Source organism: Bacillus sp. G1(2015b), from assembly GCF_001482475.1.
GTDB classification, from domain to species: Bacteria; Bacillota; Bacilli; order Bacillales; family Bacillaceae; genus Bacillus; species Bacillus safensis.
Map to the genome: position 1 here is coordinate 39,065 of NZ_LKIC01000023.1, position 15,631 is coordinate 54,695.

General features: G+C 40.9%; 13 protein-coding genes. 8 read left to right on the forward strand and 5 right to left on the reverse strand.

From position 1 onward, the window contains the following. The first annotated feature begins 7 nt into the window (after positions 1–7). A complete protein-coding gene (gene ezrA, locus AMR95_RS10820) occupies positions 8–1,711 on the forward strand; it encodes a septation ring formation regulator EzrA (RefSeq protein WP_058838268.1) in 1,704 nt (567 codons plus the stop codon). 41 nt (positions 1,712–1,752) lie between these two features. On the opposite strand, the gene brnQ (AMR95_RS10825) is transcribed toward ezrA, so the two are convergent. Both brnQ (AMR95_RS10825) and brnQ (AMR95_RS10830) read right to left on the reverse strand, forming a co-directional pair. Further along, positions 1,753–3,096, reverse strand: coding sequence for a branched-chain amino acid transport system II carrier protein (gene brnQ / locus AMR95_RS10825; protein ID WP_039180646.1), 1,344 nt, complete (start codon positions 3,094–3,096; stop codon positions 1,753–1,755). Between the two features lie 215 nt (positions 3,097–3,311). Continuing rightward, positions 3,312–4,652 (reverse strand): branched-chain amino acid transport system II carrier protein, encoded by a 1,341-nt coding sequence (gene brnQ / locus AMR95_RS10830; RefSeq protein ID WP_039180644.1) that lies wholly within the window; start codon positions 4,650–4,652, stop codon positions 3,312–3,314. A gap of 186 nt (positions 4,653–4,838) precedes the next feature. On the opposite strand from brnQ (AMR95_RS10830), the gene AMR95_RS10835 reads away from it, so the two are divergent. From AMR95_RS10835 to AMR95_RS10855, 5 genes are all read left to right on the forward strand, one after another. After that, positions 4,839–5,981 carry a cysteine desulfurase family protein gene (locus AMR95_RS10835; RefSeq protein WP_039180642.1) on the forward strand — a complete coding sequence of 381 codons (1,143 nt, stop codon included), beginning with the start codon at positions 4,839–4,841 and terminating at the stop codon, positions 5,979–5,981. 4 nt (positions 5,982–5,985) lie between these two features. Continuing rightward, positions 5,986–7,191, forward strand: a complete 1,206-nt coding sequence (gene thiI / locus AMR95_RS10840) for a tRNA uracil 4-sulfurtransferase ThiI (RefSeq protein WP_039180639.1) — start codon at positions 5,986–5,988, stop codon at positions 7,189–7,191. Between the two features lie 89 nt (positions 7,192–7,280). Beyond that, positions 7,281–7,493: an alpha/beta-type small acid-soluble spore protein gene (locus AMR95_RS10845; RefSeq protein ID WP_024424829.1), complete on the forward strand. Its 213-nt coding sequence runs from the start codon at positions 7,281–7,283 to the stop codon at positions 7,491–7,493. A 226-nt stretch (positions 7,494–7,719) separates the two neighbouring features. After that, positions 7,720–9,300 (forward strand): acyl-CoA synthetase MbcS, encoded by a 1,581-nt coding sequence (mbcS, locus tag AMR95_RS10850; RefSeq protein WP_058838269.1) that lies wholly within the window; start codon positions 7,720–7,722, stop codon positions 9,298–9,300. A gap of 132 nt (positions 9,301–9,432) precedes the next feature. Then, positions 9,433–10,047 (forward strand): LysE/ArgO family amino acid transporter, encoded by a 615-nt coding sequence (locus tag AMR95_RS10855; RefSeq protein ID WP_058838270.1) that lies wholly within the window; start codon positions 9,433–9,435, stop codon positions 10,045–10,047. A gap of 101 nt (positions 10,048–10,148) precedes the next feature. On the opposite strand, the gene AMR95_RS10860 is transcribed toward AMR95_RS10855, so the two are convergent. Continuing rightward, a complete protein-coding gene (locus AMR95_RS10860; protein ID WP_058838271.1) occupies positions 10,149–10,580 on the reverse strand; it encodes a MarR family winged helix-turn-helix transcriptional regulator in 432 nt (143 codons plus the stop codon). A 116-nt stretch (positions 10,581–10,696) separates the two neighbouring features. Between AMR95_RS10860 and AMR95_RS10865 the strand changes: the two genes are divergently transcribed. Both AMR95_RS10865 and AMR95_RS10870 read left to right on the forward strand, forming a co-directional pair. Beyond that, positions 10,697–11,284, forward strand: a complete 588-nt coding sequence (locus tag AMR95_RS10865; RefSeq protein WP_058838272.1) for an NAD(P)H-dependent oxidoreductase — start codon at positions 10,697–10,699, stop codon at positions 11,282–11,284. 103 nt (positions 11,285–11,387) lie between these two features. Next, entirely contained in the window at positions 11,388–12,740 is a 1,353-nt protein-coding gene (locus tag AMR95_RS10870; RefSeq protein WP_058838273.1) for an amidohydrolase family protein, read from the forward strand. Between the two features lie 38 nt (positions 12,741–12,778). Here AMR95_RS10870 and AMR95_RS10875 read toward each other — a convergent pair whose 3' ends face one another. Further along, entirely contained in the window at positions 12,779–14,716 is a 1,938-nt protein-coding gene (locus AMR95_RS10875) for an ABC transporter permease (RefSeq protein ID WP_058838274.1), read from the reverse strand. Continuing rightward, complete coding sequence (locus tag AMR95_RS10880) at positions 14,706–15,467, reverse strand: ABC transporter ATP-binding protein (protein WP_024426158.1); 762 nt, start codon at positions 15,465–15,467, stop codon at positions 14,706–14,708. Before AMR95_RS10880 ends, AMR95_RS10875 begins: the two co-directional genes overlap by 11 nt. Between the last annotated feature and the right edge of the window lie 164 nt (positions 15,468–15,631).

Sequence of the window (15,631 nt, forward strand, 5' to 3'; positions counted from 1 at the left end):
GCTCATTATGGAGTTTATCATCGGTTTAATTGTCATTTTGCTTGCTTTGTTTTCAGTCGGTTATTTCCTGCGAAAAAATATATATAAAGAGATTGACCGATTGGAAGCATGGAAAATTGAAATTTTAAACAGATCAATTGTAGAAGAAATTTCAAAAATCAAACATTTAAAAATGACCGGAGAAACAGAGCAATTTTTTGAAAGATGGCGTGCAGAGTGGGACGATATCGTCACAGCCCATCTTCCAAAGGTTGAGGAGCTATTATATGATGCAGAAGAGTATTCTGATAAATATCGATTCTCCAAAGCCAAGCAGGTTCTTACGCACATTGAGGACTTGCTGAGTGCTGCTGATTCGAACATTGAAGACATTTTAAAAGAGATTGCAGACCTTGTCACAAGCGAGGAGCAAAATCGCAAGGACATTGAAAAGGTCAAAGAACAATATCAAACAGTTCGAAAAAATCTGCTTGCGTACAGCCATTTATACGGCACCCTTTATGACAAAATGGAGCAGGACTTAGATGAGGCCTGGGAAGGGATCAAGCAGTACGAGGAAGAGACAGAAAACGGAAACTATATGAAAGCAAGAAAGATTTTGCTTGAGCAAGACCGCAGACTCGATCAGCTTCAGCTGTATATCAATGATGTACCGAAGCTCATTGCAGACTGCAAACAAACCGTACCAGGCCAGCTGACGAAGCTGAAAGACGGATATAAAGAAATGACAGACAAAGGCTACAAGCTCGAGCACATCCAGATCACTAAAGAGCTTGAGAACTTAAACAAACAGCTGAACCGTGCGGAAAAACTGCTGATTGATGAACTCAATCTGGATGAAGCATCAAGCATTCTCCAAATGATTGATGATGCAATTCAGACGCTGTATGATCAGCTTGAAGCGGAAGTAGAAGCAGGGCAGGAAATCAAAAGCAAAATGCCTGAGCTGACGGAAGCATTTGAAAAACTCGAGCAGGATCACACGCAAACAAAGGCAGAAACAGCTCTTGTAAAAGAAAGCTACAAACTGACAGTCGGAGAGCTTGATCAACAGAAGGCGTTCGAAAAACGCTTAGAAGAAATTGAAAAGCTCATGAAACAAATTCGAGAGAAGCTTGATCGTGATCATGTCGCATATTCATTATTAATGGATGAAATCAATCAGCTCGAAACCTTTATCGATGATGCAAAAGCATTGCATGATACGTTTAAAGATCACCTTCAATCATTAAGAAAAGAAGAGCTGCAAGCGAGAGAAACACTGGCTGAGCTCAAAACGATGCTGACAGATACAGTGCGTCAGCTGCAAAAAAGCAATATTCCAGGTGTACCTGCTGACATGAAAGAGCAGGCTGAAAAAGCGCAGGAGATGATTCAGCAAGTGCACGAGCAGCTTGAGAACCTGCCGCTCAACATGCCAGCCGTGAATGAGCAATTAAAAGAAGCCTCTGACACAGTGAGACATGTTGTGGATGAGACGGAAGAAATGCTCACTAAAGTGGATCAAATTGAACGAATCATTCAATACGGTAATCGTTTTAGAAGCCAAAATCATATTCTTTCTGAACAATTAAAAGAGGCAGAGCGAAGATTTTATGCATACGATTATAACGGTTCATTTGATGTAGCAGCAGCTGCTGTTGAAAAAGCATCACCTGGAGCCGTTCAGAAGCTATTAGCTCAGCAGGAAAAAGAATATCAGCATCAATAAAAAAAGCTGAAGTCCATTGATAGGACTTCAGCTTTTTTGTATTATGACGCCTGTTTTTGGCGTTCTTCTGAAGCAGAAGAAGTGAAAAGTGAGATCAGGAATCCAATGGCGACTCCAAGTATCGCAGGGACAAGCCAGCCAATGCCAAGGTCATAAAAAGGCAACACTGTTTGGAAGATGTCTTTTACTGGACCGATTGGAAGCTTTGCTGCTGCTAATCCGTCAAATAAGCTGACGCACCCTGTTAAAATTAACGAGAGGACATATACTGGTCTTCTATGTCCAAGCCATTTATCAGCAAGTGATAGAACTATGATCACAATTGCCAGAGGATAAATCGCTGTTAAGACTGGAACAGAGAAAGCAACGATATGAGCAAGTCCAAAGTTAGAAATGATGAAACTAAATAATGTAACAAGTGTCACGACCATTTTATAAGAAAGTTTAGGAAGTAACTTTGAGAAATACTCTCCGCATGATGTGACAAGACCGATACTTGTTGTTAAACAAGCGACTGTAATGGCAGCACCTAATACAATATTTCCAAGACTTCCGAAAAGGAACTGAGAAGACTGAGCTAAGATTTTGCTTCCATCTCCCACGAATCCAATGGCATGTGTACTAGAAGCACCTAGATACGCAAGTGACAGGTAAACGAAGGTTAATCCAGCAGCTGCAATCAAACCTGCTTTGATACAAGCAGAAGCCAGTGCCTTTTTACTTGTCACACCGCGTCCTTTAATCGCGTTGATGACAACAATTCCAAATACAATAGAAGCAAGAGCATCCATCGTTTTATAGCCCTCTAAAAATCCTTTGAAAAACGATCCGTTGCTATAAGATACATCTGGTGTACCAATCACGCCCATTGGCGTCAAAATGGCTTTGACAATGATAATAAAAATGATCGTAAATTTAATCGGTGTTAATATTTTCCCTACACGATCCACGATTTTCGTTGGATTTAAAGCAAGGTAATACGTAATACCGAAAAAGACGAGTGTAAATAAAAGAAGGGACAGCCAAGCTGGTACACTTGATAAAAATGGTAATGCGCCAATCTCATACGAAACTGTTCCTGTACGCGGAATAGCGAAAAGCGGCCCAATGGATAAATATAAAATGACGGTGAATGCTGTTCCAAACACTGGATGAGCCTTATCCGCAAGTCCTTTTGCATCACGTCCTGTTAAAGCGATCGCAATAATACCTAGTAGAGGTAAACCGACACCTGTTAATAAAAATCCGCCCATTGCTCTCCATACATTTGTTCCAGCATATTGCCCAAGCTCTGGTGGATAAATCATATTTCCGGCGCCGAAGAATAAAGCAAATAACATAAAACCTATAATAACCGTATCTTTCGTCGACAATGTTGCCTTCATTGAATATAAAGCCTCCAATATTATGTTGAAATATTCTGTTAATTAGTTGTTAAAACCGTTCTTCATTAACATTCACTAATTATAAAGGATGTACGCCTGATGTCAACATGTGTTTTCATACAAAAGTCATGAATTTTTCTATTTTAGTATATGAAGAACATAAAAAAACATCCCCTTCTCCTATGGAAAGGGATGTTTTTTGTTTTGATGCTTGATTAAGCAAGCTGTTTAGGTGGACTCGTGAATAAAGAAATAAGAAGTCCAATAATAGCTCCAAGAACGGCAGGGATTGCCCAGCCGATCCCAAGTTTATATAAAGGAACAACAGCTTCTAAAAATTCAGGTAATCCGCCAAGAGGGATTTTCGCTGCCACGAGCCCATCAATCACAGCAAAGACACCTGTGAAAAGGAGTGAAGCGATATAAATGATTCGTCTTCCATTGATCCATCGATCAATAAAAGATAAGAGAATGATCACGATGGCTAACGGATAAATCGCAACAAGCACTGGAACAGAGAGCGAAATAATTTGTGCCAGTCCCAGGTTTGCTACAAATGTACTGAATAAAGATACAACTAAAACAACTGTACGATAAGAAAAGCGTGGAAATAGCGTAGAAAAATATTCCCCGCAGGATGAAACAAGTCCAATACTTGTGGTCAAACAAGCAAATAAAATCGCAGCCCCTAACACAATATTTCCAGCAGAACCAAATAAAAAGTTTGCCGCAAGCGAAAGGAGTTTTCCGCCATCATTTGCTCCGACCATACCTGTAGCCTCAGGACTTGATGCTCCGACATAAGCGAGTGATATGTACACAAGAGCTAGTCCAGCAGCTGCGACAAGCCCCGCTTTAATACAGGCTGCTGCAATCGATTTACGTTCTGTAATACCACGCTCTTTCACAGCCGTGACAACGACAATTCCGAAAACGATTGAAGCAAGAGCATCCATCGTTTTGTAGCCTTCTAAAAAGCCGGTAAACAGCGGGCTTCCTTCATAGGTTGGATGTGGACTGCCAATTCCACCCATTGGTGTTGCGATTGCTTTGATCACAATTAAAGCAATGACAGCGAGTAAAATTGGTGTTAAAATTTTACCGATTCGGTCAACAAGCTTCGATGGATTTAAAGCAAGAGCATAGGTAATGCCGAAAAAAGCAATTGAAAACAAGAATAATGGAATCCATGATTCAGACTGCGCTTCAGACAGAAACGGCGCCAGCCCAATCTCATAAGAAACCGTCCCAGTACGAGGGATTGCAAAGAAAGGTCCAATGGATAAATATAAAATGACGGTGAAAATGGTACCGAATGTAGGATGAGCTTTATCAGCAAGCCCTTTTGCACCTGTTCCTGTCAAGGCAACGGCAATGATGCCTAGCAGCGGAAGTCCCACGCCTGTCAGTAAAAATCCACCGATCGCAAGCCATACGTTTTCACCTGCGTACTGTCCAAGTACAGGAGGGAATATCATATTGCCTGCGCCAAAAAAGAGTGCAAACAACATTAAGCCGATGGCTAATGTGTCTGTTTGACTTAACTTATTTTTCATAAGGTTATCCCCCTATTATTTTATTTTTCCGCCATGTTTAAATATTCTGTTAATTTAGGAAAAAATATGACAATGGCACTATGCATGATATAGTGAATTGATGAGGTTGTCAATATACCGCTTTATATTGAAATAAAAGGAATTCAGATCATATTAGTTAAACGCAAGAGGATAAGGAGTTTCGCAATGATGTATCTTGATAATAGTGCAACCACAAAACCGTACCCTGAGGTTTTACAAGTATATCAGCAAGTGAGTGAGCGTTATTTTGGAAATCCATCTTCGCTTCATCAGCTCGGAATAGATGCAAGCCGGCTGTTAAATGAAACGAGAAAACAAATGCTTCACTACACGGGCTTAAAACAATATGAGATTATTTTTACTTCTGGTGCTACAGAAGCGAATAACATTGCCATTAAAGGAGCAGCACTTGCCAAAATGAATCGGGGCAAGCACATTGTGACGACAGCAATTGAGCATCCTTCTGTCATTGAATCGTTTGAACAGCTAAAGGCGTTATTTGGCTTTGACATCTCCTATATTCAAGTAAATGAGCAAGGCCATGCAGATATGACGCATTTAAAAGAAGTGCTTCGCCCTGATACAGTGCTTGTCAGCATGATGCACGTCAATAACGAAACGGGTGCCATCCAGCCGATTGAAGAAGCTGCTGGCATCATTCGTGAGCATACCGAAAACGCGCTTTTTCATGTCGACGGGGTGCAGGGAATGTGCAAAGTAGCACTTAATAAACAGCTGGATGTAGATCTTTTGACGATGTCAGGTCATAAAATTCATGGCTTAAAAGGCACAGGCGCACTCTTTTTAAAGAAAGATGTCATTCTCGCCCCTTTCATTACAGGCGGAGAGCAGGAATTAGGGCTTCGTTCAGGTACTGAAAACCCTGCTGGAGCTGTCAGCTTGGCAAAAGCCATGAAACAATCATATGAACAGCTTGACAAGCATCACGATGAGATGCTGAACTTAAAAACGCAGCTGCAAAAACAGCTTGGAGACATAGAAGGTATTGTGATGAACACACCGAGGGCGCAAAGTGCGCCGCACATTGTGAATTTTTCAGTGCCGGGTATTCAAATTGAAGTCCTCCTCCATATGCTTGAAAAAGAAGGCATATATGTTTCTACAACCTCTGCCTGCTCAGCCAAGAAAAAAGAGCCAAGCCGTGTACTGCTGGCGATGGGAAAATCAGAGGAAGTGGCCAAAAGCAGTATGAGAATCAGCTTGACGTATGGACAAGGACCAGAGCTTGCATCGCAAATCATCACATCGATCACACAAAGTGTGAAAAAATTAAAAGGAATGAGATAACAGCATGAAATATGATCATATTTTAGTCCGTTTTGGTGAGATCTCAACAAAAGGGAAGAATAGAAAGAAATTCATTGAAAAACTAAGACAGCACATTCGGTTCGTCTTAAAGGATTTTGAAGCATTGAAGTATGCTTCTGATAGAGACCGTATCACGATTATGCTGAACGGAGAAGACCCTGAACCGATTTCAGAACAGCTCAAAAGTGTATTTGGCATTCAGAGCTTTAGTCTTGCGGTTAAATGTGAGACAAATCTAGATGCGATTAAAGATGCGGCACTAACAGCGGTACAGGAAGTGTATGAACAAGGGAATACATTTAAAGTGTCAACGAAACGTTCTTATAAACAATTTGAACTTGATTCAAATGAAATGAATCGCGAAATTGGCGGACATGTTCTAAGAAATACGGAAAACTTAACAGTCAATGTGAAACAGCCAGATGTGCATTTACGCATCGAAATCAGAGAGCAAGCCACGTACATTACATTTAAAGATGTCAAAGGTGCAGGCGGCCTGCCGGTTGGTTCTAGCGGAAGAGCGATGCTCATGCTTTCAGGCGGCTTTGACAGCCCAGTTGCCGGCTATCAAGCAATGAAACGCGGAATTCAAATTGAAGCTGTGCATTTCTTTAGCCCTCCGTATACAAGTGAACGTGCGAAACAAAAGGTGATTGATCTTGCAGAATGCCTAGCAGCATATGGAGGCGAAGTGAAGCTTCATATCGTACCTTTTACAAAAATTCAAGAGCTGATCCACAAACAAGTACCTGAAAACTATACGATGACATCAACAAGAAGAATGATGCTGAAAATAGCTGACAAAATAAGAGAAAAGCGTGATGCCCTTGCGATTATTACTGGTGAAAGCCTTGGGCAAGTGGCAAGTCAGACACTTGAAAGCATGTATGCCATTAATCATGTGACTAATACACCAATCATCCGCCCGCTCATAGCTGTCGATAAAAATGACATTATTGATGAAGCAAGAAGAATTGGCACATACGATACAAGCATTCAGCCTTTCGAGGATTGCTGTACGATCTTTACGCCGCCGTCCCCTAAAACAAAACCAAAGCTTGAGAAGGTAGAACGCTACGAAAGCTTTGCTGATTTCGAGCCGATGCTGGACGAGGCAGTAGAGCAAATTGAAACGATTATTGTGACAAATGAAAAGAAAACGGCAGATGAATTCGCTGATTTATTCTAAAACGAAAATTTCATAATAATTACCATAAAATCAATCGCATGAAGTCATGTGTTTCTACACATTCTATATTCACAAGGAGGTGAGAACACATGGCTCAACAAAACAGACAAAGCAGTTCTAACCAATTACTAGTACCAGGCGCTGCACAAGCTATCGACCAAATGAAGTACGAAATCGCTTCTGAATTTGGTGTAAACCTTGGTGCAGAAACTACATCTCGCGCTAACGGATCAGTTGGTGGAGAAATCACTAAGCGTCTTGTATCTTACGCTCAACAACATATGGGTGGCGGATCTTTCTAAGACACACAATTTAAAAGCTATGGCTTATGAGCGGGATGATTCCCGCTCTTTTCTTTTTGTACATATAAATAGTTAGAATATTTTTAAAAAAGAAGACGGATTTAAAAAATTATGGCATAATACTAGGAGTAGGTCCTAATTCAAGCATTTTTCAGTTATGAGTGTTAGAATAGGTAAATTGAAACATGTTTCGTTTCATAAGAAAGAGGCTAAAAGGAGCTGTACCATGAAAAGAGAAGACTTAATTGCACCAGAACAATATAACTTAGTCAGTGAGATTGAAGCGTTCAGTCATGACAAGGAGAAAATGGCCCTGCACTGGCAGGACGGTAATGGGCACGAAGCGCATGTAACATATGCAGCATTAGTAGAAGAGGCAAATAAAATTGGACATGTTTTATTAAATGCAGGCTTCAAAAAAGGCGATAAAATCATTGTGATGGTGCCGCGCATGCTCGAGGCATACAGCATTTATTTAGCGATTTTGAAAACAGGAATGGTCGTGATTCCTTGTTCTGAAATGCTGCGTGCGAAAGATTTAGATTACCGAATTGAACACGCAGAAGCAAAGGGAGCGATCGTTTACTCTTCATTCATTCAATCGTTCGACGGAACTAAAAAGCCGAACGATTTTAAAACATTCTCAATCGGTGAAAACGATCATGGCTGGACAAACATTCTAGCGCAAAAGGAAGAGCAATCAAACGAACTTGAATTGGCAGATACAAAACGCACAGACATGGCGTTTTTATCCTATACATCAGGTACAACAGGGAACCCAAAAGGGGTTGTTCATACACACGGATGGGCGTATGCACATTTACGCACAGCTGCCAAAGCATGGCTCTCCATTAATGAAGGAGATAAAGTATGGGCGACAGCAGGACCAGGCTGGCAAAAATGGGTGTGGAGTCCCCTCTTATCTGTATTAGGAAGTGGAGCAGAAGGCTTTGTGTATGGAGGAAAATTCAATCCGAATACATACTTAGAGCTGCTTCAAAAAAATGAAATCAATGTCCTATGTTGTACACCGACAGAATATCGCTTTATGGCAAAAGTAGATGATTTGAGTCAGTACGCGCTGCCGAAGCTGCATAGTGCTGTTTCTGCGGGAGAACCGCTGAACCGTGAAGTCATTGATACATTCAAAAAGCATTTCGATATAGAAGTACGAGACGGCTATGGCCAAACTGAAAGCACACTGCTCGTAGGGGTGCTAAAAGGAATGGACATCAAGCCAGGCAGTATGGGAAAACCAACCCCTGGCAATGAAGTAGATATCATTGATGAGGACGGAAACGTCTGCGCACCTGGAGAAATTGGTGACATTGCGGTCCATCTCGAAACACCGGCTCTATTTAAGGAATACTATAAAGACGAAGAGCGTACAAAGGCGCAGCGCCGAGGAAATTACTTTATTACGGGTGACCGCGCGAAAAAAGACGAAGATGGGTACTTCTGGTTTGAAAGCCGCAGAGATGACATCATTGTCAGCTCAGGCTATACGATTGGACCGTTTGAAGTAGAGGATGCGCTGATCAAGCATCCAGCAGTGAAGGAATGTGCAGTTGTGGCGAGCCCAGATGAAATCAGAGGATCAATCGTGAAAGCATACGTCGTCCTTCGTGATGGAACTGCGCAAAGTGATGAACTGATCAAAGAGCTGCAAACACATGTGAAAAACACAACAGCACCATACAAATACCCAAGAGAAATCGAATTCATTGACGAACTGCCAAAAACACCGTCAGCGAAAATTCGCCGTGTAGAGCTGAGAGAAAGAGAGCTTGCACGAAAAAGTAAATAATGAAAAAATGAAAAGCGTTTGAATGGAAGCATCCAGCGCTTTTTTTGTACGGAAAATGAAATTCGTTGAAAGCAGGCAAGGTGCTTTATGTTAAAATATGTAGGAATTTCTGAAAAAGGAGAATGTTAGTAGATGTCGATTGCGATCATTCATGGAATTGTACTTGCCTTTGGTCTCATTTTACCTTTGGGCGCACAAAATGTATTTGTATTTCAACAAGGAGCGCTGCAGCCTCGATTATATCGAGCAATGCCTGTCGTCATCACGGCTGCTCTTTGTGACACACTTTTAATTGCTTTAGCTGTCATAGGTGTTTCTGTTGTGGTGTTTACCATTCCAGTACTGCAAATTGGTCTTTATATCATTGGTTTTTGTTTTTTAGTTTATATGGGATGGTCCGTATGGAACACAAGCTCATCATCAGGTAATCAAGAGAAGCAGAAATTAATGCCTGCAAGAAAACAAATTCTATTTGCTTGTTCCGTTTCTCTTTTAAATCCCCACGCGATTCTCGATACGATTGGTGTCATTGGGACAAATTCGCTGCAATATAGCGGCGCAGAAAAGCTGGCATTCACACTTGCCTGTATCATCGTGTCCTGGTTATGGTTTATTGGTCTCGCCCTTTTAGGGAAGATGTTAGGGAAGTTAGATACAAACGGCAAATGGATGAACCGTATCAATAAGGCTTCGGCGGTCATGATCTGGTTGGTTGCGTTATACATTGCATATCAATTGATTGTGTAAAGGTACAAGAAGCGTTTGGACGAAATGATCCAGCGCTTTTTTGTGTGTTGGAAGTACAATAACCCAATCCTGCATGAGCATAGTGCTCATGCTTTTTTGGGTCATTTTTTAAAAATCGTTTGATTTAATAGACGGAGAGCTTGTACGATATCATCCATTTGTTCTATATCTGAGGAAGATAGGCTATCTATTAGCATCCTTTCGATATGCTGGAAGGCTTCGTTCATACAGGCTCGGCCTTTGTCAGAAAGTATAATGACATGCTTTCGTTTGTCATTACGGTCTTCTTCTCTAGCAATGAATTGTTTTTCTTGCAGCTTTTTCAGTTCTCTGCTGACATTTGGAAGAGACATATGCTGGCAGTCTGCGATGTCACTAGGGGTAAGCGGTTCGCTGACCGCTAGCTGCTCTAAAATTAAATATTGTAAGGCTGTTAATTCTGGTGGTTTGACTTTGCTCATCAGATCATGTTTTAGCTCTGAAAAAGTAGAAGCAAATGCGACGAATTCCTTGAAGAAATGTGGATGTTGCATGATGATCACCTCCTATGTAACATATCAAATTTATTATCAAAAAACAATTATCATTTGACAACTAATCGATTGGGGTATATCCTTTTATTATCAAATGATAACTAAAGGAGAAAAAGATGAATGTACTCATTATTTATACTCACCCTCATCACAATAGTTTAAATGGTGCTTTTTTTAAAGAAATTGTTAGAGGCAGCGAAGAAAATCCAATCGTTCAAGAAGTGAAAATCATCGATTTATATCAAGAAAAATTTGATCCTGTACTTGTTTTTAATGAAGAGAAAAAGAGACGTGATATGCATAAAGATCCTGACATTCGCGAGTATCAGGATAAGATCATGTGGGCGGATAAAATCGTGTTCGTTTATCCCATTTGGTGGGGGCGGCCGCCAGCTATGCTGCTTGGCTTTATTGACCGCATGTTTGCTGCGAATTTCGCTTATCGTCAAACAGGCGGTCTGCTGCCAGAAGGATTATTAAAAGGGAAAAGTGCCGTTTGTGTATCGACAATGCAAGGACCAACCAACTACCCTTTGTTCTTTTTACAAAATGCGCACAAGATGTTAATGAAACGAGCTCTCTTGCAATATGTCGGAATCAAACCTGTGAAGTTCTTTGAGTTTGGGATGATGGAAAGTCCAAAAGGGAAGCATGACATCAAATTAAAACGCACATACAACTATTTCAGAAACATCAGCTCTTAATATATTTTGATAAGCCACTTTTCTTCTAATTTGATCCTGTTCTGTTTTAAAATGACATTGAGGCGGGGTCACTTATCCTCGTCATTTGAAAAGGGGGATATGGATGAAGAAAACATTGTTTAAAGATGCAGCACTCTTAACACTTGATCCATCTTTAGGTTTTCTTGAAAAGGGAGATTTATTAATTGAAGGGAAACACATTTTAGAAGTTGGACCTTCAATTGAAGTAAGTGATGCAGACATTGTTGATGCATCTGATATGGTCATTATGCCAGGTCTTGTAGATACACATCGGCATGTGTGGCAGTCTGTCATCCGGGGCATAGGGACAGATTGGTCTTTGCAGACATATTTAAGCAAAATCTATTATGGCAACTATGGAGCAATGAGACGCCCATCCGACGATCGAATCGCCAATTATTTAGGGGCATTAGAGGCTTTAGATGCAGGTGTGACCACGTTTTTAGATTGGACGATGATCAATTCAATGGATCATACAGAAGAGCTCATTGGAGGATTAAAAGATGCGGGTATACGAGCTGTTTTTGCTTTTGGTTCCTCTGGAGATGCTGAATATTGGGATAGAGAGAGTACGCTCACCAATATGGAGGACGCAGCACGTGTGAAAAAAGCGCATTTTCAATCATCAGATCAGCTTTTAACAATGGGACTTGCGATTCGTGGTCCAGAGTTTTCTTCATGGGAGACGTCGGTATTTGAAATTGAAACAGCTCGGTCTCTAGATGCTCTATGTAGTATGCACATCGGCTTTGGAAATTGGGGAGCGGAGGATCGATCGATTGAGCGGCTTCACAAAGCAGGGCTGCTCGGACCTGATTTGAACATGGTGCATATTAACGCAATCGATGCGGATCAAATGAAGATGCTGGCAGACAGCGGAAGCTCCATATCCATTACCCCTGAAATTGAAATGATGATGGGTCACGGTTATCCTGTTACAGGACTTGCGATTGAACAAGGCGTTCTTCCAACGCTCGGTGTAGACGTAGTGACAGCGACAGGAGGAGATTTGTTTGCTCAAATGAAATTCGGGCTTCAGGCAGAGCGCGCGATCCAAAATCAATCGTTGTTAATGGATGGGATCATGCCGGGACCTGAACTTGGGCTGTCAGCTCATCAAATGCTTGAGGCTGCGACGATCAATGGCGCTCGTGCATTACAGCTTGATCATAAAATTGGGTCGCTTACACCTGGGAAAGAAGCGGATTTTATTTTGATCGATCGGACAAGCATGAATCTTCTTCCGATGACAGATCCGGCTGGAGCGGTTGTCCAAACGGCACATCCTTCAAATGTTGATTCTGTTTATGTTGCTGGAAAAGCAGTGAAACAAAACGGAAAGCTAGTCGGTGTGAACCTAGAAGAGGTCAAACGAAAAGCTTATGCGGCAAGAGACCATATTTTATCACACAAGTTTGAATCAACACCTTCATAAATAAAATAACCCCATAGGCGTTGCCTATGGGGAATTGATTACAAGGAATCCTTAATGACCTTTTTATAATATTGGACAGATAGGAATCCGAAGATAGAATAGAGGACAGTGTAAATCGACATAACGATGAGCATTGGAGTCCACAATTCTCCGCCGAATAAAAACCAGCCTGATTGTACAGCAAAGTAGCTGTGCAGCAATCCGACGATGAGCGGAATCCCAAAGTTAAACAGCTGTTTAAGCCGGATGCCTTTTAATAGGTCCTTCTCAGTAAAACCAAGCTTACGCAAGATCGTATAGGAGCTTTGTTCCTCTTCACTTTCATTCATTTGTTTAAAGTATAAAATACAGCCAGATGTGACAAGGAAGCTAAGGCCTAAAAACCCGACCACAAACATCATCAGTCCTATTGTTTGTTTTTGCTGCTGAGCTGAAGCTAATTGAGACATGCTGTTGTCACTTAGTTTTAAAGATGTAAACACGCTATTTGCTTGTTCAAGATTTTTATCATCTTTTATATTGACTGAGATATATTGGCTATTTTCAAGCTGTAGCTTTGGATCTTTTTGTTGATCGAGCTGCTCAAAAACATCTTGACTCACGACGGCAACAGGTAGACCGCCAAAAGTGAAGTTGTAAGAAATGAGATAATCTTTCTTCATATCTATGACTTTCAAATCAAGCGGTTTCTTAATGAGAAGCTTCACATCGCCTGAGCTTTGAATCGGCATGACTTTCTTTAATAGATCACTGTAGCCGCTTAAAATAACTTCGTTGTTCTCCACATGAAAATTTGGTGCATTTTTCTCACTGATCACAGGCAGTGTCAATACGCCTGGATCATTCTTCATATTTTTCACCTCTGAATCCACTATTTTTTTCGCATCAAATTTCGCTTGAATCACTTTGAACTGCCTTTGATCATAAGCAATATGTTTGTCAGAAAGTGCACGAGTGAAGGTTGCTGCTTCTTTTTCTGAGCCCATGGCGAAATGAGCTGGAATCATCTGCTCAGCGGTTTTTTCTGCTGAGTAATAGGAAATGTAGCTAAGAGCCAGCAAACCGATGGCAAGTGCAGATACGGTTGTAATAATCGTTAAAAGCAGTGCATTTGATTTTAGCCGGAACATAATGGATGACAGAGATAATACTTCATGAATGGCGAGATAGCCATTTTTTCTTTTACGTACAATATTGGCAATGAAAGAAACAGAGCCTTTGTAAAAAAGAAAGGTACCGATGATAACAGAGGCTAGAATATAAATCATGGCTAAAAGTAACTCAAACATGGACGTATATGAGCCGGTAAAAAGCTTAGAAGAAATATAATAGCCTGAGCTGATCAAGACAATACCGAACACTCCAATGATGATTTCAAACACAGAGATCTTTTTCACACGCTGTTCTGTCGAAGACGTTGTTCTAAACAAAGATAAAATCGTTTGTTTATTAATAAAACGTCTATTTCTCAGCATAATCAATCCATAGATAATAAAAAAGACAATGAGTGTTTGCAGAAGGGCCATGCCCGAAAAATGCAGATTGGCGATGGCATTAACACCAGTCACTTTAAATAACACCATCAGCATCAGCTTTGAACCGATAAAGCCTGCAATGATGCCGATAGTCATGGCTGTCACGTATAGAATAAAGTTCTCTGCATTGAGCAGTCTGGAAATTTTTTGTTTCGTCATACCAATGAGCTGCAGGAGACCTATTTCTTTTCCTCTGCGCTTAATAAAAATGCTATTCGCATATAGCAGGAAAATACCGACGATGGCTATAAGCAGAACCGAAGCGGCTTTAATCGAAGCACCGCCTTTAATGGAGCCTTTTACATCATCAAGTGCTGGTGAGTATTGCAAGGTGACAAAGGAAAAATAGAGCGCCACACTAAACACGAGAGCAAACACATATAAATAGTAATTCTTCAAATTTTTCTTCAGGTTACGAAAGATGAGCTGATTAATGTTCATGCTTCACACCGCCTAAGACACCTTGCGTTTTCATAATATCCTCGAAAAACATTTTTCTTTCTAAAGCGCCTTTATTCAACTGTGTATAAATCTGTCCATCCTTGATAAAAATGACGCGGCTTGAATAGCTGGCTGCGACAGGATCATGTGTCACCATCACAATGGTCGCTTTTCGTTTGCGATTGAAATCTTGCAGTTTGTTGAGCAGGTCAGATGCCGATTTGGAATCAAGTGCCCCTGTAGGTTCATCAGCGAAAATAAGACTTGGTTCATGAATGAAGGCACGAACCGCCGATGTCCGCTGCTTTTGTCCGCCAGAGAGTTCGTTCGGGTATTTGTCTCTTAGTTCATAAATCCCCATGTCTTCTGCAAGCTGTTGAAAACGTTCAAAAGCTTCTTTTTTTGGCGTTTTGGAGATGGATAAAGGCAAAAGGATGTTTTCTTTGACTGTGAGTGTATCAAGTAAATTATAATCTTGAAAAACAAAGCCAAGCTGCTTTTTTCTAAATTCCGCAAGCTGCTGATCCTTCATTTGCGTCATCTCAGCATCTGCAATACGAATGGATCCGCTGGACACATGATCGATAGACGACAATACGTTCAGAAGGGTTGTTTTCCCCGAGCCTGATGGCCCCATGATACTGACAAATTCCCCGGCTTCAATGGTTAAATCAATACCACTCAGCACCTCTTGTTTGTTGAATTTATTTCCATAGCTTTTATAAATTTTGCGAGCTTCTAAAATGTTCATTTGCTGAACCCCTTTTTCTTTTAATTGATAACTCTAGTATAAAAAGAAGCCTGCCAGACGTCCTTCGATTTGGCGAACAAAACAGACGAGCATGTGACATTGTTGTCACATGCTTGTTTTTTAAACAAATTGTATGTAAACCAGTTTCTTATTAGGGTGAGTTT